This is a genomic window from Pedobacter paludis (assembly GCF_003173575.1).
In the GTDB taxonomy this organism is placed as follows: domain Bacteria; phylum Bacteroidota; class Bacteroidia; order Sphingobacteriales; family Sphingobacteriaceae; genus Pedobacter; species Pedobacter paludis.
In genome coordinates this window covers 899,650-922,085 of record NZ_QGNY01000001.1, presented here as the reverse complement: position 1 = coordinate 922,085, position 22,436 = coordinate 899,650, and the positions used below count along the sequence as shown (strand labels likewise).

General features: G+C 32.6%; 20 protein-coding genes. 11 read left to right on the top strand and 9 right to left on the bottom strand.

What is annotated here, in order from left to right; translation table 11 throughout:
- The first annotated feature begins 135 nt into the window (after window positions 1–135).
- The 6 genes from DF947_RS03945 (at window position 136) to DF947_RS03920 (ending at window position 7,698) form a co-directional block, all read left to right on the top strand.
- Complete coding sequence (locus tag DF947_RS03945; protein ID WP_109928352.1) at window positions 136–816, top strand: TolC family protein; 681 nt, start codon at window positions 136–138, stop codon at window positions 814–816.
- Window positions 817–833: 17 nt separating this feature from the next.
- Window positions 834–2,972 carry an exopolysaccharide transport family protein gene (locus DF947_RS03940; protein ID WP_109928351.1) on the top strand — a complete coding sequence of 713 codons (2,139 nt, stop codon included), beginning with the start codon at window positions 834–836 and terminating at the stop codon, window positions 2,970–2,972.
- Between the two features lie 58 nt (window positions 2,973–3,030).
- A complete protein-coding gene (locus tag DF947_RS03935) occupies window positions 3,031–4,293 on the top strand; it encodes an O-antigen ligase family protein (RefSeq protein ID WP_109928350.1) in 1,263 nt (420 codons plus the stop codon).
- A 139-nt stretch (window positions 4,294–4,432) separates the two neighbouring features.
- Entirely contained in the window at window positions 4,433–5,584 is a 1,152-nt protein-coding gene (locus tag DF947_RS03930) for a glycosyltransferase (protein WP_109928349.1), read from the top strand.
- Window positions 5,585–5,645: 61 nt separating this feature from the next.
- On the top strand, window positions 5,646–6,839 hold the full coding sequence (locus DF947_RS03925; RefSeq protein WP_240615316.1) for a glycosyltransferase: 1,194 nt from the start codon (window positions 5,646–5,648) through the stop codon (window positions 6,837–6,839).
- A 1-nt stretch (window position 6,840) separates the two neighbouring features.
- Window positions 6,841–7,698: a beta-1,6-N-acetylglucosaminyltransferase gene (locus DF947_RS03920; RefSeq protein WP_109928347.1), complete on the top strand. Its 858-nt coding sequence runs from the start codon at window positions 6,841–6,843 to the stop codon at window positions 7,696–7,698.
- 1 nt (window position 7,699) lies between these two features.
- Here the strand turns inward: DF947_RS03920 and DF947_RS03915 are convergent, their stop codons facing one another.
- Both DF947_RS03915 and DF947_RS03910 read right to left on the bottom strand, forming a co-directional pair.
- Window positions 7,700–8,491: a glycosyltransferase gene (locus DF947_RS03915; RefSeq protein ID WP_109928346.1), complete on the bottom strand. Its 792-nt coding sequence runs from the start codon at window positions 8,489–8,491 to the stop codon at window positions 7,700–7,702.
- Window positions 8,484–9,344, bottom strand: coding sequence for a glycosyltransferase family 2 protein (locus DF947_RS03910; protein WP_109928345.1), 861 nt, complete (start codon window positions 9,342–9,344; stop codon window positions 8,484–8,486). Before DF947_RS03910 ends, DF947_RS03915 begins: the two co-directional genes overlap by 8 nt.
- Before the next feature lie 146 nt (window positions 9,345–9,490).
- Between DF947_RS03910 and DF947_RS03905 the strand changes: the two genes are divergently transcribed.
- Window positions 9,491–10,015 carry a serine acetyltransferase gene (locus DF947_RS03905; RefSeq protein ID WP_109928522.1) on the top strand — a complete coding sequence of 175 codons (525 nt, stop codon included), beginning with the start codon at window positions 9,491–9,493 and terminating at the stop codon, window positions 10,013–10,015.
- Between the two features lie 9 nt (window positions 10,016–10,024).
- Here DF947_RS03905 and DF947_RS03900 read toward each other — a convergent pair whose 3' ends face one another.
- Both DF947_RS03900 and DF947_RS03895 read right to left on the bottom strand, forming a co-directional pair.
- Window positions 10,025–10,900: a glycosyltransferase family 8 protein gene (locus tag DF947_RS03900; protein WP_109928344.1), complete on the bottom strand. Its 876-nt coding sequence runs from the start codon at window positions 10,898–10,900 to the stop codon at window positions 10,025–10,027.
- An 11-nt stretch (window positions 10,901–10,911) separates the two neighbouring features.
- Complete coding sequence (locus DF947_RS03895) at window positions 10,912–12,270, bottom strand: lipopolysaccharide biosynthesis protein (RefSeq protein ID WP_109928343.1); 1,359 nt, start codon at window positions 12,268–12,270, stop codon at window positions 10,912–10,914.
- A 144-nt stretch (window positions 12,271–12,414) separates the two neighbouring features.
- On the opposite strand from DF947_RS03895, the gene DF947_RS03890 reads away from it, so the two are divergent.
- On the top strand, window positions 12,415–12,990 hold the full coding sequence (locus tag DF947_RS03890; RefSeq protein ID WP_158526226.1) for a gluconate 2-dehydrogenase subunit 3 family protein: 576 nt from the start codon (window positions 12,415–12,417) through the stop codon (window positions 12,988–12,990).
- A gap of 4 nt (window positions 12,991–12,994) precedes the next feature.
- Window positions 12,995–14,689, top strand: coding sequence for a GMC oxidoreductase (locus tag DF947_RS03885; RefSeq protein WP_109928341.1), 1,695 nt, complete (start codon window positions 12,995–12,997; stop codon window positions 14,687–14,689).
- Between the two features lie 30 nt (window positions 14,690–14,719).
- On the opposite strand, the gene DF947_RS03880 is transcribed toward DF947_RS03885, so the two are convergent.
- Window positions 14,720–15,826: an acyltransferase family protein gene (locus tag DF947_RS03880; RefSeq protein ID WP_109928340.1), complete on the bottom strand. Its 1,107-nt coding sequence runs from the start codon at window positions 15,824–15,826 to the stop codon at window positions 14,720–14,722.
- Window positions 15,827–15,968: 142 nt separating this feature from the next.
- Window positions 15,969–17,186, bottom strand: coding sequence for a hypothetical protein (locus DF947_RS03875; RefSeq protein WP_109928339.1), 1,218 nt, complete (start codon window positions 17,184–17,186; stop codon window positions 15,969–15,971).
- A gap of 170 nt (window positions 17,187–17,356) precedes the next feature.
- Here DF947_RS03875 and DF947_RS22175 point away from each other — a divergent pair, with 170 nt between their 5' ends.
- Both DF947_RS22175 and DF947_RS03870 read left to right on the top strand, forming a co-directional pair.
- On the top strand, window positions 17,357–17,500 hold the full coding sequence (locus DF947_RS22175) for a hypothetical protein (protein ID WP_158526225.1): 144 nt from the start codon (window positions 17,357–17,359) through the stop codon (window positions 17,498–17,500).
- 437 nt (window positions 17,501–17,937) lie between these two features.
- A complete protein-coding gene (locus tag DF947_RS03870; RefSeq protein ID WP_240615315.1) occupies window positions 17,938–18,981 on the top strand; it encodes a UbiA family prenyltransferase in 1,044 nt (347 codons plus the stop codon).
- 108 nt (window positions 18,982–19,089) lie between these two features.
- On the opposite strand, the gene DF947_RS03865 is transcribed toward DF947_RS03870, so the two are convergent.
- The 3 genes from DF947_RS03865 to DF947_RS03855 all read right to left on the bottom strand — a co-directional run bounded on the left by DF947_RS03865 (window position 19,090) and on the right by DF947_RS03855 (window position 22,435).
- Window positions 19,090–20,061, bottom strand: coding sequence for a glycosyltransferase family 2 protein (locus DF947_RS03865; RefSeq protein WP_109928338.1), 972 nt, complete (start codon window positions 20,059–20,061; stop codon window positions 19,090–19,092).
- Between the two features lie 77 nt (window positions 20,062–20,138).
- A complete protein-coding gene (locus tag DF947_RS03860; RefSeq protein WP_109928337.1) occupies window positions 20,139–21,152 on the bottom strand; it encodes a UbiA family prenyltransferase in 1,014 nt (337 codons plus the stop codon).
- 98 nt (window positions 21,153–21,250) lie between these two features.
- A complete protein-coding gene (locus tag DF947_RS03855) occupies window positions 21,251–22,435 on the bottom strand; it encodes a glycosyltransferase family 4 protein (RefSeq protein ID WP_109928336.1) in 1,185 nt (394 codons plus the stop codon).
- Between the last annotated feature and the right edge of the window lies 1 nt (window position 22,436).

Below are 22,436 nucleotides of genomic sequence, written 5' to 3'. Positions count from 1 at the left end.
TTGATAATTATTAGTTTTGTATTTGGTATAATCATTTTTTGTTTAAACTTTTTCTACCATAATTCAAAAAGAACAAGTTTAATTGTATATTTGAGAATTCATCTTAACAATCTTATTAATCCCTATTATTAATTAATGAAAAATCTATTCAAAATCGCTTTAACTGCTCTAATGCTTTTAAGTGTAGAATCTTATGCTCAAGAATCTATTATCCCTGAGATTAAATATGCAGATCTAGAAAAATATATTGATTTAGCAAAGCAAAACTACATCAAAATGAAAATTCAGGATGCTAAAACCGAAAGCATTAAAACTGCTATTCCCATTGCTGCGGTTTCATATTTAGATCCTTTTAATGGTTCTTATTTTTACAGACCTACTGGTAAAACAGTTATCGATCCAGTAAATCCATATAATGTTAATGGATTTCAAGCGGGAATTAATTTGAATTTAGGGGCTTATTTACAGAAGCCATTCCAAGCAAGGAAAGCTAAGCTAGATTACAAGGTTGCTCAGTTAGAACAAAAAGATAACGAGATTCAAGTAACATTAGAAGTGAAAAAGAGATACTATGATTATATCCAACAAATAGCAGCGCTCAAAATTTATACTCAAAGTGCTCAGGATAGTAAAAGTGTAGCGGAGAGCTTGAGAAATAAGTTTGAGAAAGGCGAAATCACACTAGAAGCCTATAACCAATCACGAATTAATCAAACCAATGCATTTACATCCAAAATTCAAGCTGAAAGCAGTTATTTAAAAGCTAAGGATTTATTAGAGGAAATTGTTGGACAGAAACTTTCGGATATTAAATAAACTATCAAAATTTATAGATGGATATTAAGTCTTTTTTAAAGCTGGTTAATAAATATAAATGGGTTCTAATTTTAGTACCCATTATTGCTGTTACGATAACCTACTTTTTAGTACAAAAATTACCAAAACAATATGCTTCAGAAGTTCAAATCTCAACAGGAATTTTGGATCCTTCGAAAAAAGTGATCAGTACGGAGACTGTCGACTTTTTCAAGGTGAGCCAACAGTTTAGTAGTATTATGGAAAAGTTTAAGATGAAAAAAATCATCAACATACTTTCCTACAATTTAATATTGCATGATTTGGAGCAACCTAAGAAATCTTTTAGGTACTACAGTAAGAAAGTAGATTCTCTTAATTCATCTTCAAAACAAGAAGTTATACAAATTCTGAAAGAAAAATTAGCTACTAAATCAGTTCTTACGCTCGCAGACAATAAAGGGAAATATAAACTTTATGATATTGTTGGCTCAATGGGATACGGGGAAGATGACTTATTAAAAAAACTAAGTGTTACACATGCCGATAATAGTGATTACATCAATGTAGAATATACTTCTGAAGATCCAGATCTTTCTGCTTATGTTGTTAATACGCTAGCGGCCGAATTTATAAGTAATTATAGTGCTGACGTTAACGTAAATCAAACGAACTCCATCATTTTGTTAGATTCCTTATTGAAATCTAAAGAAGTCACAATGAATGCGAAGAATGCGGCCCTGTCTTCTTTCAAAAAAAATAAGGGCGTTCTTAACCTAAACGAGCAATCTGCAACCGTTTATGCTCAGATTTCTCAATATGAAGCTCAGCGTACGGATGCGATTAGACAAATGCAATCCAACCAAGGTGCAATTGCAACAATCGAGGCAAAATTAAGAGGCAGCGATGCCTATATTGGAGGCAGCAGCAGATCTGATAACCGTGAAATCATTAATTTAAAAAGACAACTTAAAATAGCAAGTGATGCGTATGTTGATGGTGGCTTTAAACAGTCTGATCAGAAAAAAATTGACTCATTAAATAGAATTATCAGTTCTAAAAGCGCAGATAATGAAGATCAAAATGTGTTGGATCCCCGAGCATCTAAGCAAGCTTTAGTGCAGCAAAAAATTAATCTGGAAATTGCAATGCAACAGGCTAAAAGTAGTCTAAGTTCAATTAATTCAGAATTGTCTGTTTTGCGGGCCAGATACAGCAACATGGTTCCATTCGATGCAGATATTTCTAACTATGAAAGAGATGCAGATTTAGCAACAAAGGATTACACAGCAGCGCTGGAACAGTTTAATCAAAGTAAAACCGATCAGAATTTAGGTTTGCATATGCAAATTGAACAACCAGGTTTGCCTGGAAATCCTTTGCCATCAAAAAAGATTTTATATCTAGCCGGCTCAGGTATCGGTAGTTTTGCTTTATGTTTATCTGCTATTTTTCTTTTGTTTATGGCTGATAATTCGATTACTACAATACAACAATTAGAGCGGTTAACAAAATCGAAATCAATAGGTTTTCTAAATAAAATTGAGGGAGACGAACGAAATATTCGGGATATCTGGAATGATAAAAGCGAAAATTTAAATTATGAGGTTTATCGAGATTTGCTAAGATCGATAAGATTTGAAATTACTAAACAGCTTGAAAAAGATGATAGTAAAATCGTTGGCATTACCAGTTTGGGATCGGGTGAAGGAAAGACTTTTATATGTTATAGTTTAGCTTATGCCTTTGCTGCCATTGGAAAAAAAGTATTGTTAATTGCTGATGAACTGCCCGTTGTGCAGGCCCAAAGTAAACAATTGGCAACCAGTCAAAATTTTCAGACTTTCCTAATAAAGAAACAAATTCAAACTGAGGATCTGATTACGGTAATGAATAAAAATACCGCCCGAACTTCACTTTTAGAGAGTCAAAGCATGGAAAGCTTAAAAGGTGGTTTTGAGGTATTAAGGAAAGAGTTTGACATCATTTTAGTTGATGTTAACAGTTTAAGAGATATTAATATCGCTAAAGAATGGTTGCTGTTTACTGAAAAAAATATAGCCGTATTCGAGTCTGGAAAAGCTTTTGCTGCAAATGACATGAAGTTGATAGAATACATAAAGGAATTACCGGACTTCTCAGGCTGGATTTTAAACAGAGTAAATAACTCAAAGTAATGAACAACTATTTTATCTACGCACTGGATAAAAATCAAAACAAATTTCTTAGATCATAATGCATAGAAGTTTACTTTTTACTTTAGTTGCCTACTGTTTTTTATACGGTATTATTGGACGTGAGATTGGAGGAATTCCTGTAGGGATTTTTATAGAAATATTGTTGATTATTATTTTTATTATCGCTTCAATAAAATCATCTCGTGACGATTGGAGTGATTTAAACCAAGATATATTCTATCTGATTATATTTTGGTTTATTATAAGTGTTTTTGAGGTTTTAAATCCGGGGTCAGCGACTATAGGCTGGTTAGCAGAAATCAGAACTACAGCCCTCTATCCATTGTTGATGGTGATGATGGGATTTTTAATTTTTAAAACCAATCGAGATCTTGATGTATTTTTAATCCTCATTATTAGTTTATCCACCTTGGCCTCTCTAAATGGGATTAAGCAGTTGTACATAGGTCTTTCAAGAGGAGAGCAAGCTTTTTTAATTCAAAATGCAAGTACACATCTTTTGTGGGGAAGGTTAAGGGTATTTTCTTTTTATTCGGATGCGGGTCAGTTTGGTGCTGCTCAAGCACATATTGGTGTAATGTCATTAATTTTATCCTTTATACCGATGAAACGTTGGAAAAGACTGGCTCTTATTATTTGTGCTTTCCTTAATCTTTATGGAATGCTGATATCAGGTACTAGGGGAGCATTGTTTGCTTTGGTAGCTGGAGTTATGGTGGCCATATTGTTAAGTAGAAATATTAAAGCAATCTTAATTGGTGGCATGGTAGCGGTAAGTTTTCTGTGTGTTTTAAAATTCACACATATTGGAGACGGCAACTATCAGATATACAGACTAAGAACTGCTTTGAATCCAGAGGATGCTTCATTAAATGTTAGAATGACTACGCAGAGGAATTTAAGATTATATATGGAGGATTTACCTTTTGGTGGAGGTCTAGGAGTGATTGGTTATAATGGAGTTCTATATAACTCTGATAAATATTTATCCACTGTCCAGCCTGATAGTTATTATGTTAAACTTTGGGCAATGTACGGCATAGTAGGTTTTACCATTTGGTTTTGTATTATGATGTTTATTTTGGGTAAATGTTGTGGCATTACCTGGAGAATTCAGGATAAGACATTGAAAATAAAAATGATTGCGCTTACTTCCGGTTTTGCTGGAGTTTTAGTTTGTAGTTATGGCAATGAAGTAATTAATATCATGCCTACCTCTATCGTGGTTTATTTATCTTGGGTATTTATCGCTATAGGACCAAAATTAGAGCGTAAGGAACAAAGTTTATTATTGTCTTAATATTTAATTTATGCCTTTTGAAATTTTTATAGTTCCTGGTATCATCTGTTTGATTTTCGCTTTCGTAAAAGGCTATAAATATTATGATCAAATTGCTGAAGAAGAAGAAAGTAATAATCATTAACAGAAATTTATCCCTATGATCCACTATGTATGGTTGGCTTTTCAAATTTTAATTGGGTATAACCTCGTATTACCTTTTGTATTATTTATTGTTTATTGGTCTTTAAAAAAGAAAAAACAGCCTGTTCAAGCCTTCAGTAACTATGATTATGCAATTATTGTTACCGCCTACGAACAAACAGACTTACTTCATCCAGCAATTGCATCTATACTTGAGCTTAATTATTCAAATTATCTGATATACATTGTTGCAGATAAATGTGATATCTCAAATCTGAAATTTGAAGATCCAAGAGTAATCTTGTTAAGACCAGAAACTACTTTGGCCAGCAACACAAGATCTCACTTGTACGCCATATCAAACTTTAAAAGAGAACATGAAATTCTTACCATTATAGATAGCGATAATTTAACTGACCCAGAATATATCAATAAGCTCAACGCCTATTTTGATAAAGGTTTTGAAGCTGTTCAGGGCATCAGAAACGCTAAAAACCTCAATACAACTTATGCTTGCTTAGATGCAGCCAGAGATCTTTATTATCATTTTTATGATGGAGAGGTTTTATTTAATGTAGGTTCATCCGCTACGCTATCAGGTTCGGGGATGGCTTTTAAAACCGATTTATATAAATCTTGTTTTAAGGATCATGATTTAACCGGTGCAGGATTTGATAAGGTATTGCAGGCAAAAATTCTTTTAATGAACAAAAGGATTGCATTTGTAGAAGATGCCATTGTGTATGATGAAAAAACAACCAATTCTAAACAACTGGTTAGTCAGCGGTCTCGATGGATTAACACATGGTTTAAATATTCCAAATTCGGTTTTACAATTATGTTTAGTGGATTGAAAAATTTGAACCTAAATCAGTTGCTTTTTGGTTTGGTTCTTATCCGTCCGCCATTGTTTATTTTTATTTTATTATCTGGACTTTGCCTTATTGCCAATATATTCTTAAGCGTTAGTATGCTAATCATTTGGATTATGGCTTTCGCATTATTTATTTTAAGTTTTTGGATTTCATTAAAATATCATTCTGCTGATCCTCGTATATATAAGTCTTTAATTAACATTCCAAGATTTATATATTTTCAATTGCTTTCTCTACTATACTCAAAAAAAGCCAATGAACGATCTGTAGCAACGAAACATAATGTTAATTGATGAAGATAAAGTAGCTATTTATTAAAATGAACAATATTGTAACCTTTTAAGTTAAATCATCTTGAAAAATAGAGACATTATAATCGTTGGACAGCAGGCTTGGGATACTGAAATAGGCAGTAATTGTAAAAATATTGCTTTAGAATTTTCCAAAGCAAATCGCGTTTTGTATGTAAATCCGCCACTAGATCGGATTACGAAATTTCGTGGAAAATCTGATCCAAAAGTTCAGAAAAGATTAAATGTTATTGCTGGGGTACAAAAAGGTTTAGAACAGATTAAGGATAATTTATATAACCTAAACCCAGATAAAATCATTGAATCCATTAACTGGATTCCTGGAGATTTTATTTTTGATTTATTTAATAAACTAAATAATAAACGTTTTGCAAGCTGTATTAAAGTTGCCATAAATGAGCTTGCATTTAAAGATTACATTTTATTTAATGATAGTGATATCTTTCGGAGTTTTTATCTTAAGGATTTAATTCAGCCATCTTTAGGTATATATTATTCACGGGATAATATGATTGCAACTGATTATTATCGTAAGCATGGATTAAAATTAGAACCAATGATTATTGCGAATAATGATTTATGTACCGCTAATTCCGAATATCTCAAAAACTATTGCAAAAAGTATAATGCCAATTCTAAATATGTTGGCCAGGGGTGCGATTTGAGTATTTTCAATGATTTTCATGAAGATTCAGAAATAGAGGATTTTAAAAAAATAAAATCTCCGGTTATTGGTTATGTTGGCGTACTTACTTCTGCACGCTTGGATATTGATTTAATCGGTTATATTGCTACTAATAAACCCGAATGGAACATTGTTTTGGTTGGTCCAGAAGATGATGAATTTAAAAAAAGCAATTTACATCAGCTTAGCAATGTTTATTTTTTGGGGCCAAAAGCGCCAGAAGATTTACCTAAATACGTTAATTTCTTTGATGTTTGCTTTAACCCTCAGGCGATTAACCCTTTAACTATAGGGAATTACCCAAGAAAAATAGATGAATATTTGGCAATGGGTAAACCTACAGTAGCCACTAGAACAGAATCTATGGATGTATTTAAGGATTATGTTTCTCTTGTGGATGATAAGTATGGATATATTCCTGCAATTGAAAAACTGCTCGAAAGCAATAACACTGCCTTAATTGAGGCCAGAAAAGAATTTGCATTGTCTCACAGTTGGGAGAATTCGGTCGATTTAATTTACAAAGCAATAGATCACACATTAAAGAGTTAAAATGAAAGTTGCGCATTTAATAATGGCCTATAAAAATCCAGCTCAGCTGGAAAGGATGATTAAAGCTATGGATCACCCTGATTTTTATTTTTTTATACATCTGGATAAAAAAATAAGTATAGACCAATTTATTTATCTGAAAGAATTAGATCGCGTAAAATTTATTAATACTCGGGTGTTATGTAATTGGGGTGGCTTTTCTTTTGTAAATGCTATTTTAACATCTTTAGAAGAAATTTTATCCACTCAACCAAGATTCGACTTTTATAATCTCATGAGTGCTCAGGATTATCCAATAAAACCCATTACAGAAATCTATAATTTTTATAAGGAGAATGTGGGTAAATCCTTTGTCTCTTACCGGGAAGATGGAGATCAGAGTTGGTGGGCACATGCAGTAACTCGATTTGAAATGTACCATTTCACAGATTTAAGCTTTAAGGGGAGGTATTTTATTCAGGCGCTATTAAATAAATTTTTGCCCAAAAGAAAGTTCCCGGTTCCTCTAAAACTTTATGGAAGTTCGATCTCGAGTTGGTGGAGCATTTCTCATGAGGCGGCCAAATATTATGTTGACTATATGAATCAAAATAGTAAACTTAAGGATTTCATGAAATACACTTGGGGTGCCGATGAGTTTTTAGCCGCCACGGTGTTAATGAACTCAAAAATTAACAACCAAATTGTAAATAACAATTTACGGTTTATAACCTGGCAAGATGGTTTAGCTAACCCACGGGTTTTGATTTCAGCTGATTTTGAAGCAATAAAAAAATCAGATAAGCTTTTTGCAAGAAAATTTGATGATACGATAGATTCAAAAATTCTGGATTTAATTGATCAAGAAAATCTAAAATAAGCTAGCTTTTAAGAGATTTCATCATCAAAATATCGTAATTATATTTGATCTGGCGATATACATCCCGCATTATTCTAATCACAAAATTCGGATTCTGTTTCCAATTGCTTCTTTGCATGGTACTTGGTTCATCTTCTGGGTTTTCTTGTCGAATCAGATTTGCAAAGTCATTATAAAACAAACCTTTTCCTTTATTTTGGATAAAAGAAATACACATTTTATATTCAGTAATATCACCTTTTAATCCCTCAGGATAACGGCCAAATTTATTGAAAAATGATGATCTTCTTAAATGGGGATGATCGCTATAGTAATAAATTTTATCATACCTTGATGCAAATTTATCAATATACATTTCAGAAAAATCTTCATTGAATGGCCTCAAATAAGGGTATGCATAATAGGCGTAAAACCTTACAATATCTAGTTCTGCATCATTTTCTATGAAAGACAATGCATCTTTTAATTTTGATGGAAATAACGGACTCGGTACGAAATCTTCTTGTATATATAAAGTATACTTTTTGGAAACCGCATCTTGTCCTTTATTGATATTATTCCCCAGACCTTTATTTTTAACAGTTGTGACAAGATTAAACGTAAATTTTTGACTTAATTCTTTAAGTTTAATGATATGTTTTTCCTCACTCCCATCATCAGAAACTATAATTTCTCCAAAGGAACAATTTAAGTCTTTAAAAGAATTTAATAGATTCTCCAAAGACTTACTTCTATTATAATGTGTAACAAGTAGAGATATTGAAGGAAAAGTATTTAAAGATAAATTATTCATTCTTACTGGTTTTTGTATCGTGAGGGGCTAGGGAAGTAAACATGGAAAAAAAGCGTTTTAATTCTAACTTTATTCTAGAAAAAAGAGCCTGACTAAAACTTCCATCTTTTTGTAGAGTTCTTGGTTTTGTCCAAGCTCGTGTTTTATTGGATTTCACCTGTTTGATTTTACCGTACTGCATTAGATCAAAGCACATTCTGCCATCTTCTCCTCTTATTTTGTGCATAACATATCCAATTTTTATTCCGTATTCTCTAATGTAACCAAGGCTGATTCCAAAAGCATTTAAGTAAGGTCTTTTAAAGTGTCTTATTTCAGCAATAATATCTTTTAAGGTTTCGAGGATAAACAATTTCCATCGTGGATATCCCTTTTCAGCAATAAATGAATATCTTCCGTAAACACAAACAACATTTGGTTTTTTTAAAACTTTAAGCATTTCATCAACCCAGCATTCTGGATAAATGCAATCAGCATCAGCTAGTAATATATACTTACCTTTAGAATTCTCTAATCCCATTTGTCTTGCAGGTCCCCATCCTTGAATAGGTTGAAAATAATTTTTAACCTTGAGTTTATTCAAAGTTTCCTGCGTAGAATCAGTTGAATTATTATTAACCACTATTATTTCGATCCCTATATCCGTTTTTAGGTCGGCCAAACTTGCAATTGTTTTTAATATATTAAGTTCTTCATTCCAAGCAGAAATTAAAATACTAACTTCAGGTTCGGGGCTTTGTAGCACATCAAGTTTTAAATTTATGCTATCAAATATTTTATTTGGAATTTCCTCTATACAATTAAAAGCGAAGTCATATTGTGATATCCATTTTGGATTATGGAGTATAAACATTTTTGATAGGGTTTGATTTTGTGTAAAAATATAAATCTTTTACTGGCTCGGGTTATATCCTTCAAAAAAAAATTGGCAACTTTCAATTTAATTTATCCAAATAAAGATTAATGGTGATTTTTAACTTAATTTTGTTTCTTAAAGTTATGGGGATAAGAAAATATATCTTACAAGATTGGCACGCCAACCTTGTAAATCCAACAAAAGGTAAATATATAATTGTATTATTTAGGATTGCGCAACTAATTATTAAGCGTAAATTTACAAAAGTTATTTTTTTTTGGTATTTACTTTTTTACAGAATTACGGTAGAATGGTTCATGTGTGTTGAACTTTCCTGGAAAACGTCAATAGGCCCAAACTTTCAATTATGGCATGGTACAGGCCTAGTAATTCATCCAAATACTATAATTGGAGCGAACTGTAGTGTTCGGCAATGTACCACTATTGGTGTAAAACAAGATATAGATGGAGCATATTCAGGCTTGGCTCCAAAAATTGGAAATCATGTAGATATAGGCTGTAATACAGTAATTATTGGAAATATTACGATAGACGACCATGTTTCCATTGGTGCAGGCTCTGTTGTTGTTAAATCAATTTCTAATAATTCTGTGGTTGTTGGTAATCCGGCAAGGGTGATAAAAAAAGTAGAAACGGAATCATTTTAATATAAAACCTTAAAATCTTTTTTTAATTTTATTGTAAGCTTTTTTTATAAATCTCACCAAATCGCTTTTAGGTTTCAGGTCAGACCATTTTGTTTGCTTTAAGTACTGGAAGAACAGGTTTTTGTAATCTTCATTTGCTTCGTATCCTTTATAGATAGGTTTCATGCCAGTAAAATGAATTAAGTAAGGGCTTTTGATTTCATTTTGTGCATAACAATTCCACAAACGGTCTAATTCAAACCATTTTTGGTTAAAAACCACATTGAGGCTGTATTGATCAGCAAAATTGACATAGCTGATGTTTTGTTCTGCACATTCAAATACTTTTTTTGGAATATTTAAACTTCTCCATTCTTTTGGCTTTAAGATAAATAATCCAGAATTAAAATATTTACTTTGCGGGTCAAGCCCGAGCTCCTTGTAATTTTTTATACCGCCCCAGGGAGAGCTCACTACTTCAGATCGATCACTCACTGCAGCCATCGAAAATTCTCCTATATCCGTATTCCAAAGTTTGGAAATGTCTTCCAAAACAATCATATCTACATCTAAATAAATGGCTTTAGTTGCTTCAGGATGAATAAAGTAAGGAATACAGATTCTGGCATATGTATTTGCTGGAAAAGTAGTGTTATCTAAAGGAAGTTTTAAATCCTTAGGGATCGCTTCTTCCATGGTTTTCCAAATAATATTTAACTTATTTGTGGATAAGCTTGTAATGAGTTTTTGCTGGTTTGTTTTCGATATTCCATCATTTACAATATATAAATCTATGGGCTCTTTGGTCTTATGATTGGTTTCAATGGATTTTAGTAATGCAGCCAATAATACAACAAACTGATTATCACAAACGGTTACTAGGGTTATTGTTTCCTCGTTTTTCATGCCAAATATTATTAAAGAGTTTGTTGTTTTTTAAAGTTTTTTAATGTGCTAGATATTAAAGCCGTCAATTCTTTATATCCCAATATATAAATATCAATAATAGAAAATTTGTGATAATCTTTCTGAATGACGTAATTGGAAATAATAACGGCTGCAAGTATTGGGAAGACTGTTCCCACTACAACTCCATAAATATTTCCAAAAATGTAAATTCCGATAATATCGGAGAGAAAATTTACGATGAGCATCACGATAATTTTGACAAAATTAACCTGAGGCTTGTGAATTGCGTCCAAAGTCACAGCCATAAACCGATCCAATGGATAAAATAAGGAAAATGCAATGCAGATTCGAAAAATATTAACAGCCTCTAAACCTGCAATAGTGCCTTTATATTGCCCTCCACCTATTAAACTCATTGCAACACCAGCAAAAAAATAGGCAATTATAGAAATGGGTATAAGAACAATTGTAATCATACCGATATATTTCTTCATGATGTAAATCACTTGCGCTCTATCACCAATGTTGTAGGCTTTAGAAAGGGAAGGCATAGCCGTTGCAACAAAACTTCGAAGGGGAATTTCTACTACCTCCATTAACCTTCTTCCTAAATTATAAATGGCTAAAGAGGAGGGGCCGAGCATAAAGTTTATCACAAAAGTATCGGTAACACCAAATAGATTGCTGCTTATAGATGTACCAACTGTATACTTCCCAAAATCAAAGAGCTCTTTAATACACGATTTGCTTTTTGCGAAAAAGAATTTAATGCCAGACCAACCCATAAATATAGTTAACAAGCTGGTGATTAACGATGATGCAAGATTAGCCATCATTAAATTATGTAAATTGTTGGCTTTAAAATAGATTAATCCCAAAAGAGATAAAATTAATATCATAACTTGTGTCACTCTGATATATAATAACCTGTCAAATCGAAGCTCTCCTTGGGTAATACACATAGCAATGATCATTGGTAGAGAGAAAAGCAAATTTAATGAGAAATATTTCAAGAAGTAGTTCAAGCTTTCATCGGTAATCCTGCTTAGAAAAAATAAAATAGGAACATTTGCTACAATAAATATAAGTGTTATTGTTGAGGCGATAAACCATGTTGATCCAATAACCTCCCTGCCTCTTTCTTCTGTAGTCCCTGAATAAAATTTAATAAAGGCAGTTGTTAAAAACCCTTGCCTAAAAGTATCTAAAAAGGAAAGCATGGTTTGGAAAAAGAACCAAATTCCAATATCTTTAACGCTTAAAGATCTATAAAGTATTGCGGTAAATACAAAGATCAATACAGACATGCCACCAGTTCCTAATAAAGATAGAAAATGGACATTTTTTAATTTGGAGATGATGTTCATTAATTTACTTGATTATCTTTGGTATCTTTTAAGATTAGGGATGTTTACAAGATATTTCATAATCAATTTAGGCTTTTATATAGGGAGCTTATCATATTTATCATAATAAAGTTTAAATTTATAACAAATAAATCAAACCCCGAAGTGAATAGAAGAAATGCCATTAAAAATGTGCTTGCACTTAGTGCTTTATCTGTGGCTGGTTTTTCTGGATACAAATATTATAGCCGTTTTAAAAAAGCGAACATAAAGGAAATTTATAATTATAAAAACTTAATTGCTGAGTTAGCAGAAACCATTATTCCGCAAACCGATACTCCAGGAGCCAAACAGGCCAATGTTCAGGATTTTATCATTAACATTATCACCAATTGTTCGTCTGTGCCTGAGCAGAATACCTTTTTAGATGGTTTGGATGATGTACAGGATTATTGTCAATCAAATTTTCAGAAAGAATTCGTCAATTGTTCTTCAAAGCAGAAAATAGACGTATTGCAGTATTTTGAAGAAAAGAGTCTCTATAAAATTGGGATTTTAAATAAAATTAATCAAAAATTATTAGGTCAACCATTTTTTGTTAAGCTAAAAGCCTTAACCGTTATCGGTTATTGCAATTCTCTTCAAGGTGCAACAGAAGGCTTAGCTTACGATTATATACCAGGTGCTTATCAAGCATGCATTCCTATCCAACCCAATCAAAAATCTTGGGCAACAAAATAAAACAATGAATATCAATAAAGGTTCAAATTTAGAAAATACATTCGATGCAATAGTAATTGGTTCTGGAATTAGCGGCGGTTGGGCTGCAAAGGAACTATCGCAAAAAGGATTGAAAACTTTAGTACTCGAAAGAGGACGAGATGTAAAACACATCATAGATTATCCCACAGCTAATTTAAAGCCATGGGAATTTAAAAATGGACTCTTCAATACCCAAAAAGATGTGAGCGAAAGCCCCATTCAAAGCTCAAACTACGACCCGGGAGATAAACATTTTTTTATTAATGATTCTGAACATCCATACCTTCAGGAAAAACCATTTAATTGGATACGGGGCTATCAAGTTGGTGGACGTTCCTTAACTTGGGGAAGGCAATGCTACCGATTAAGTGATTTGGATTTTGAAGCCAATTTAAAAGATGGTCACGGTGTAGATTGGCCAATTAGATATAAAGATATTGCACCTTGGTATGATTATGTAGAAAAATACATTGGGGTTAGTGGTCAAAGAGAAAATTTATCGCAGCTTCCGGATGGAAATTTTTTACCACCCATGGAATTAAATTGTGTTGAAAAACATCTCGCATCATCAATTAAAAATGGAGATAGGCTCCTTACCATTGCAAGGGTGGCCAACTTAACTAAAGGTTGGGACAATAGAGGCCCATGTCAATACAGAAATCTTTGTTCTCGAGGCTGTCCGTTTGGTGGATATTTTAGCAGTAATAGTTCAACCTTACCTGCGGGTTTTGCAACGGGAAATTTAACACTTAGAGATTTTTCTATTGTGACAGAAATTATTTATGATGATAGTACAAAAAAAGCAACAGGGGTAAGGGTAATCGATAAAATTACAAAGCAGGAATATGAATATTTTGCTAAAATTATTTTCTTAAATGCCTCTACAATTGGCACCGCTTCTATTTTGTTAAATTCCAAATCTAACCGCTTTCCTGATGGATTGGGTAATGATAGTCAGCAAGTTGGTCGAAACCTTATGGATCACCATTCTTCAGCGGGCGCTGAAGGGATGCATGAGAATTTTAAAGACCAATATTATAGGGGTAGGAGGCCCGCTGGTTTTTTAATACCTAGATATAGAAATTTGAATGGTGAAAAATCAGATTTGGGCTTTTTACGCGGTTATAATCTACAAGGCCACGGAGAAAGACAGGAATGGCCAGATCGCTTTCAAAATATAGAAGGGTTTGGAGTGGATTTCAAAAACAAATTAACTACCCCAGGGCCTTGGACTGTTTGGATGGCAGGCTGGGGCGAGTGTTTGCCTTATGCTGAAAACAAAATTTCATTGAATGAAAATAAGAAAGATGCATGGGGGCAACCGCTGGTGAATATCAATTTTTCATTTAAAGATAATGAAGAAAAAATGATGAACGATATTCAAAGTACATCTGCCGAAATGTTAGAAAAAGCGGGCTTCAAAAACGTGAGTGCTTTTAATTATAAAAAACCGGGTGGATCAACAGTTCATGAAATGGGTACTGCGAGAATGGGTCGAGATCCAAAAACATCAGTGCTTAATGAGCACAATCAACTTCACGATGTGAAAAATGTATTTATTACGGATGGGAGCTTTATGACTTCTTCAGCCTGTCAAAATCCTTCACTAACCTATATGGCCATGACAGCAAGAGCTTGCGATTTTGCCTATCAACAGGTAAAAGAGGGCAAGATTTAGATAAATCCTAAATAGATTATTTCTTTCTATTTAGGATTTTGAATTCATCATGGTATTATCTGCCAAGGAGCTTAGGGCTGATTTTTTAGGTTCTATGTTCTTCGATAAAATCTTTTTTAACCACTTTGCGAATGGCTTTTCAATATATTTTTGCATCATGTATGCAACTATCAACATTCCCAATGTAAGAGAAATGAGTAATAAATATTTATTCATACTGTAATTGATTTTATTGATAATTATAAAGCCAATGTTTTGATGAATAAGATAAAGTGGATATGTAATGGCGCCTAAGACAACAAAATTCTTTCTATTAAGAAATTGCAGTTTGCCTATGCTTACACCTAACATCAATAGGTAAAAAGCAGTAATGGATAGAATAATGATTGTTGGATTAAAAGGCGAATTAAAATCGTGAGAGAAATCTACTATTCTCTCCAAAGAAGTAAGAACCGAAAGTACATAGCAGAAAAACAACATTATAAAATAAACAATTGAATTTCCTTTATCGTAAACTAAATAAAAAATCATTCCTGCAATGAAATAAGAGCTGTATTGAGGAAAAAATATGGTCTTTAATATCTTCGTAATTAAAATGTTTGATCCAGTAAAATACATTATGAACGATAATAAAAGCCAAGAAATCATCAAAATTTTGATTTTATCCATTCCATTTAGCAAGAGTAAAATGCCCATTAAAAAGTAAAACTTTAGCTCAATTATCAAAGACCAATATACACCATCAATGTTTTCAATCCCGACAGCAGAGTTGAAAAGAGTAAGATTAGCAAAGTATTGTTTCGTAGAAATTATAAATTTTGGGTCCTTAGAAAATAAAATCACTAAAGATGTAAAAGTAACAGCGACCCAAAAAGCAGGATATATCCTTGAGATTCTAGAAACGATAAATTTGGGTAGTGTTGAATTTTTCATAGACATGAAAATAACAAACCCACTAATGATGAAAAATAAATCAACTCCAAGATATAAATATTTGGTTAGCCAAGAAATGCTTGGATAATCAATTATGCTTAACTTGCCTGAATAAAAACCTCTAAAAGTGTAATGAAAAATCATAACAGCTAAGGCTGCTAAAAACCTAAACAAGTCAATTTGATAAATTCTTTTTTGATTCATTATAAGAGCAAGGATGATTTGATAAAGATATAAGAATTTGCTTGAATAAAGTTTATAAATAAAATATTAAGACAACCCTTGATTAAAATAAACGACAAAAGCGATAGATCCCTATCGCTTTTGTCTAATAAAAAACTATTAATTACTGTTTTCCAATTCCTGGAATTAAAGATTTGAATGAGGTAAGGTCTTCAACAGCGTCTAAAGCATTAGCTTTATAGATATTATCAGAATTACGAGTAATTGTTGTAGTGTTGCTAGACATTTGATTCAAAATTAAGCCATCTACATTATTGAAGAGCAGATTATTATAAACTTCAATGGTACTATATGTATCATATACATCTAATAATCGACCCTCAAAATATTTGGGTAGGCCTGTGTTTAATTTGCCAACCGTATTATTGTAGATTTTTGATGTGCCTGGTTTAAATGTTGATATTGCTTTCATATATGGTGGAACTTGAACCTCGAAAGCACCATAACGGGTTGAGTTCCATACTATATTATTGTAAATTTCTACCCCAGCATCCTTTGTTATGCTACATACCCAAGCTCTAACAAGGTTTCCTTGATGATTAGTACATTTATTTCCGAAAATTTTTCCATTCCCAATTAAGTGAAATATTCCATTATGATTTCCATTTACTGTATTCACATTATCTATTACATTATTGGATATTTCATAATCTTCAGCTAAGCCTAAAAACACACCATCTGATAAATTTGGTGAGTTTGTAATGCTACAACCGCTCATTTTGAAGTTTTTAATTAGTCCTGTAAATCCATCATTCGTTAATGATCCCGCTCCTCCGAAAAAAGTAGAAATATTACTTGCCTTTATATTTAGTAGTTGGATGTTATTCGAATAACTTGCAGGTGTTCCATCGTATTTTTTATTTATAGAAAATACCATACAAACATCACCAATATTAGTTAATGTAATGTCCTTTAAGATTAAATCATTTGCTTCGTTTAAGAAATTAAAAGCTCTATAAGTGCTGTTTTCAATGGAAATTCCGCTTATGGTAACACCGTTCATAGTTGTTAAGCTAACATTACCACCAACTATTTTGACCAAATTAGCACCACTAACCGTACAGTTTTTTAAGTTATCGAACTGAAAATTCGAATAGCTGCCGGGTTTAATGATGAAGTTTTTGCCCACTTGATCTTTTAATATTAGAGCTCCAGAGCCTGTTCCAATCTCAACAGTTGGTAATGTTGGTGGTGCAACTGGAATTATCGGTGGAGTTGGAGCCACAACAATGGGAGTATTAATTTCTTCTATAACATCCCTCTTTTTACAGCCAGCAAACGAAATCAAAAGGAAATAAAAAGGGATCATTTTTTTTTTCATAATAAGTAATTTTAATGTTACATTTCTTTAGCTCATTAACGCAACATATATTTTTATATTACTCGAAGATAGTAGAATGATGAACAAATAAAATAAATTTGGCAGAATTATGTTGATAATTATCAAATATTTGGTCTTTATTTTTATTTTGTAAAAACAATTAGACAAAAATGTTGTTTTCTGCTGGTTTTAAAAACATATATTTAATAATTGCTCTTATGGAAAGTGGCACTTCTTTTTTGAGTATCGAAGTTACTCGTTGGGTTTTAAATGCCTCAAATGAATATATAAATTTAAATGTAGCTATTGATTAATTCTATTTCGTTAAATAATTGGAAATAATATTTAGTGGAACTTTTAATTCACAAAACTCAAGAAATTTAATAATGATTATTGAAAAATGAGCTATATAAACAATTCAGCTCCAATTAAAAAATTATTTTTAAACTCTAAATTCTAGTGCTAAAGAAATTTGTTTAATCTATAATTAGGATTTAGCTGAGCCTTTTGGTATCAAAATGACAATGCTTACATCTTTATTCAAGATTATTTAATAAACGGTTAGCTATTGGCTGTATACGGTTATTTGAAATTAGAAGCATCAAAAAATATTTATTGCCGTATATTAGATTGTTAAAGAATGCTATGTAAATATTAAATAAATTTTTATTTATTTGAATACTTATTAGGCCATTTTGAAATAAGCAACGCTCAATTTAATCTACTTAACGAAAGTTAAGCTATCCCTATTATGACTGACAAATTTACTTTACCTGACGATGCTTTCTCGTTAGACGATTCGGACGCAAGAGAAATGCGACCTGCATCGCTAAAAGAATATGTAGCCATTGCAAGAGTAGACAACTGGATCAAAAATCTTTTTATGTTACCCGGGATGTTGTTTGCCTTTTCTGTTTTCCATACGCCCTTTTCGTTTCTTTTGTGTGTAAAAATAATAGTTGGATTATTAAGTATATGTTTAATTGCTTCGGCAAACTACGTCATAAACGAATATTTGGATGCAGGTTTTGATAAATATCATCCTCTTAAACACACAAGGTCATCCGTAATTACCATTATTAACCCTAAGATTATTTATAGTGAGTATGGTATTTTGGCTTTAATTGGACTAGTGTTGGGTTATTTTATATCTGCAAAATTTCTATTCGCTACAACAGTATTTCTGATATTGGGCATTATCTATAACGTAAGGCCTTTTAGAAGCAAGGATCGGGTTTTTCTGGATGTTTTGAGTGAATCTATAAATAATCCAATCAGATTTATTGCAGGTTGGTTTATTTTTAGCCCTGCCTTGGGCATCCCGAATAGTAAATGGGATTTGAATTGGATCAATACATTTCCACCAGTGAGCATAATGATTGCTTATTGGATGGGTGGGGCATTTTTAATGGCAACTGAAAGATTTGCTGAATTTAGATTAATTGACAATCCACATGTTGCTGGCCTTTATCGTAAATCGTTCAAAATATACAATGAAAACAGTTTGTTGGTTTCGATGTTTTTTTACGCAATCACCTGCGCATTTTTTATGGGTATCTTTTTAGTCAAGGAAAGGATCGAGCTTATTGTGATTTTCCCTTTTTTTGCATTATTATTTTCATGGTACTTGCGCATTGGTCTATTAAACGAATCTCCTGTGCAGGGATCGGCTAGGCTTTACACCAGAAAATGGTTTATGCTTTACTTGCTGCTATTCGTCGTTCTTTTATGCGCCTTATTATTTATTGATATTCCATGGCTTCACTGGTTTCTAAAAAATGCGAACAACTATTAACATTGATATTAAAACCATTACAATAGGTAATAAGAACTTTTAAAAAATCTTGCGAAGCTGAGATTGATTTTGTTTAATTCCTTTATACGCACTGAAGAAATAAAACGTTTATGCTTTTTTGAAATTATCTAACACTTTTCTTTTAAATGCTCGCATAAACACTATTGGCATGGCTTTAAATGTATAAACAACATCCAGCTTAAAAGACCTTCTTAGTAATTTTATTGCATGCGCAAATTCAAATTCACGAAGAAAATTGTGTTTGGCCAATTCTACCAGGCTTTCCATGTAGCGTTTCTGGAAAATCTTCAACTCATTTTTTCTAAGTACGTCCTTAAATTTTTCAATCTTGATTTCTACATCAGCTATAAAAAGAAATTCTAGTATTTCGCTCCATTTACGGCCATCGTAAACATTAATCTGATCTACTCTTTTTCTCCAGAGGCGATCTAAAGTATAAGCTGCACTACTTTTTTTTGATAAAATTGTTTCCAGATATAAGCACCAGTCATCACCTATATTAATTCGCTCATCCCATCCAGAAATTATTGATGATTTTCGCATCACGACAGAAGAGGAGGGTGAAGGGCAGGTTTCGATATAAAGTTCTCTTAACTCTTCACTATCCATGTTTATCCAGTTATTTTTCTCTTTGCCATTATATGGAATCAGCGTATCATCATTTCTTAAAAAGTCTATCGATCCGCCATCCTTAGTATCTTGATCCCAATTGGTAAATACAAAATCGTGATTCTCTGTTTCGAGTTTTTCTACACAGCGTTGTAAGAATGCTGGATACCATATGTCATCGGAGTCGAGAGTTGCAATGATAGAACCTTTTGAGTGTTGTAACCCTAAATTTCTGGCAGAAGCCTGACCTCCATTTTCCTTGTAATAATATTCTATTGCTGAAAATTGTTTTAAAACTTCAACAGTGTTATCTGTAGAGCCATCATCTATAATTATAATCTGAATATTAGGATAAGTTTGATTAAAAACGCTTTTAATTGCATCAGGTAATTTATCTGCTCTATTATACGTTGGAATAATTACGGTAACTAAATTGGATGGGATGATCATTAGGGAAGACGGATGTTTGGATGCTTTTATTTACAGGTTACGATGTTTTATTTCATTATATCATATTAATACCGATTTCAAGTTTTTGAATGTTTGTTGGAAATATTTGTTTTTAAAAAGTAAAGCAAATCTTGAAGTACAAAAATTAATTTTTGATGGAATAAAAGAAGATGTAAGCAAAAAATGAGCCAACCATATGGAGTTTTTATGGCCTGCGCTAAAAGTAATGAAATTGGGGCAAAAACTAAATAAAAATCATTAAATATTAGTTCATATGGTGCAGAAACTGGGCAAATAATAATGCAGATTTTGTATTTAAATGCTAAATGCCTGATAAAAACCAGTACACAATAAGATGTAGCCGCCAGGAAAATCCAAATATTGAAAATATAATATAGGATGGTGCATAATGCAATGATTTCTGCTGCTAAAATAATTCTCTCCGGTATTTTAAAATTTTCTGGCTGAATAGCTACGGCAAACGTTTCGGTGTTGGATAAGATGTCGTTTTCTCGATCATAATACTGATGCCATAAAATCCCCCTTAATCCATAAAATAAAGACCAGATTCCAATTGCCGAAACCCATATTATATTGAAATCAACCTTGCAAAAGAAGATTAAATTTGTTGTCATTAATAACGAGGGGAAAAAGTGTGCACCCATTGCATCGCACATCGGCCCAAAAAAACCTCTTTTTTTTAACCTAATAGGAGGGACAGAGTATATGGTAAAAACTACATAAGCAAGAATGTACAACGTTAGCGACACTACATCTGGATAAATAAAATAACCAAAAATAACACCTATTAAAAGGCAAATTGTTAAAATTACACCCCGCCAGATCGGTTTAAGACTGGCCATTCTGTTTTTTTTGCCAGCTATTGCATCTTCCTCAATATCGGTTACATCGTTTACAACACTTACATAAATGGCGCCTGTTACAATTGCACCCAATAAAAAAAGAATACGTAGGCCTGCTCTTTCTAATGGATAATTGTTGAACATTACCGTGGCATAGCCAACAAATAATAGTGGCACCAGTTTATATTCCCACCATTCTCCATATCGAGTAAATTTTAGTAATCTCATCTATCTACCTTCTTCTGCTAAAATTTTTTACTTCATATTATTCTTTAAGCAATAAACTTTGGTTTAATTACTTTATTTTTTGTTGAAATATTTTAATTCTATTCTATATTCATGGCATCAACAACCAAATCCGCAAAAATTTTCTCAGGATTTTCAGGGATAATTTTGCTTATATATTCAGCAGATTTTTTTCCCATGGCTTCCCATTCATCTCTTTTTTGCCAAGCCCTTTCCATTGCTTCTTCAAACTCCTTTTCGTTACATTCACCAACAAATCCGGTAACGCCTTCTTCCAAAACTTCGGCATTGCCACCAGCATTTGTTACAATGGAAACCCTACCTAAAGACATGGCTTCGATGATGGTTAATGGTAAACCTTCACTTCGGGAAGGCAAAATTAATGCATGGTGGTGATTCCAGATTTCTTTAAGGTCTCCATTAAATCCACCGAAGGTAATGTTCTGAACATTTAAAAGCCTTGCCATTTCTAAAATCCCATCTTGATCTGGTCCCTTGCCAATAAATGAAACTGAGATCTCTCGATCTCGCCACTTCGGTTGATTTAAAATCCGCAATAAAATATCCTGCCCCTTATCAATTACAAACAAACGACCAATGCAGGCGAGTTTAAGCCCCTTTGAAACATCTGGGTAGGGTTGGGGATCTACTTCAACCTTAACAGGGTTAATTACGATATTGCTATTTGTAAGTCTAACTCCAAATTGCTCTTCTGTAAGTTTAAGATTGTGTTGCGAAACGAAGAAGCATTTTTTTGCTTTTAATAAAGTCTCCCGCATAAAATTGCGGTCGCTTTCATCAGGCCAATAAAAATCTACAGCCTTATGGCAAACAATAATGTAAGGGATATTTAATTTTAGGCACTCGTATGCAAACGCCAACCCATCAAAATTTATGCCTTGGGATATGATGGCAAAATCGGGTTTGTTCTTCTTAAATTGTTTAACCAATTGATTGGCAACACGATTTGGCTGGTAACGCGTTAAATTTAGTTTTCCCCTAAACTGATAAACTAAATCGGCAAGTTTTAGGTAAACCTTTTTTGTTAAGCTGGTTTGTGGCCACAATTCTTTTAAAGAAATACCTTTATTAATGAGTTTGACAAATTCAGGATGTTGTTTGTTAATTTCGTTTTTATAAACGGTAATGTTTCGGATTCCATTATCCAAAAGATAGGGGACACTTTTTGCCCAGAGTTCTTCACTTCCTCCCCAGTCATCAAGGCAACAGGTTATTATCGCTAATCTATTTTTATTTTCAGCCATA

Excerpts from the sequence above, each read along its gene's own strand:
- DF947_RS03945 (WP_109928352.1), top strand. The coding sequence starts at position 136 with ATGAAAAATCTATTCAAAATCGCTTTAACTGCTCTAATGCTTTTAAGT.
- DF947_RS03940 (WP_109928351.1), top strand. The coding sequence starts at position 834 with ATGGATATTAAGTCTTTTTTAAAGCTGGTTAATAAATATAAATGGGTT.
- DF947_RS03935 (WP_109928350.1), top strand. The coding sequence starts at position 3,031 with ATGCATAGAAGTTTACTTTTTACTTTAGTTGCCTACTGTTTTTTATAC.
- DF947_RS03930 (WP_109928349.1), top strand. The coding sequence starts at position 4,433 with ATGATCCACTATGTATGGTTGGCTTTTCAAATTTTAATTGGGTATAAC.
- DF947_RS03920 (WP_109928347.1), top strand. The coding sequence starts at position 6,841 with ATGAAAGTTGCGCATTTAATAATGGCCTATAAAAATCCAGCTCAGCTG.
- DF947_RS03915 (WP_109928346.1), bottom strand. The coding sequence starts at position 8,491 with ATGAATAATTTATCTTTAAATACTTTTCCTTCAATATCTCTACTTGTT.
- DF947_RS03910 (WP_109928345.1), bottom strand. The coding sequence starts at position 9,344 with ATGTTTATACTCCATAATCCAAAATGGATATCACAATATGACTTCGCT.
- DF947_RS03905 (WP_109928522.1), top strand. The coding sequence starts at position 9,491 with ATGGGGATAAGAAAATATATCTTACAAGATTGGCACGCCAACCTTGTA.
- DF947_RS03900 (WP_109928344.1), bottom strand. The coding sequence starts at position 10,900 with ATGAAAAACGAGGAAACAATAACCCTAGTAACCGTTTGTGATAATCAG.
- DF947_RS03895 (WP_109928343.1), bottom strand. The coding sequence starts at position 12,270 with ATGAACATCATCTCCAAATTAAAAAATGTCCATTTTCTATCTTTATTA.
- DF947_RS03885 (WP_109928341.1), top strand. The coding sequence starts at position 12,995 with ATGAATATCAATAAAGGTTCAAATTTAGAAAATACATTCGATGCAATA.
- DF947_RS03880 (WP_109928340.1), bottom strand. The coding sequence starts at position 15,826 with ATGAATCAAAAAAGAATTTATCAAATTGACTTGTTTAGGTTTTTAGCA.
- DF947_RS03875 (WP_109928339.1), bottom strand. The coding sequence starts at position 17,186 with ATGAAAAAAAAAATGATCCCTTTTTATTTCCTTTTGATTTCGTTTGCT.
- DF947_RS22175 (WP_158526225.1), top strand. The coding sequence starts at position 17,357 with ATGTTGTTTTCTGCTGGTTTTAAAAACATATATTTAATAATTGCTCTT.
- DF947_RS03870 (WP_240615315.1), top strand. The coding sequence starts at position 17,938 with ATGACTGACAAATTTACTTTACCTGACGATGCTTTCTCGTTAGACGAT.
- DF947_RS03865 (WP_109928338.1), bottom strand. The coding sequence starts at position 20,061 with ATGATCATCCCATCCAATTTAGTTACCGTAATTATTCCAACGTATAAT.
- DF947_RS03860 (WP_109928337.1), bottom strand. The coding sequence starts at position 21,152 with ATGAGATTACTAAAATTTACTCGATATGGAGAATGGTGGGAATATAAA.
- DF947_RS03855 (WP_109928336.1), bottom strand. The coding sequence starts at position 22,435 with ATGGCTGAAAATAAAAATAGATTAGCGATAATAACCTGTTGCCTTGAT.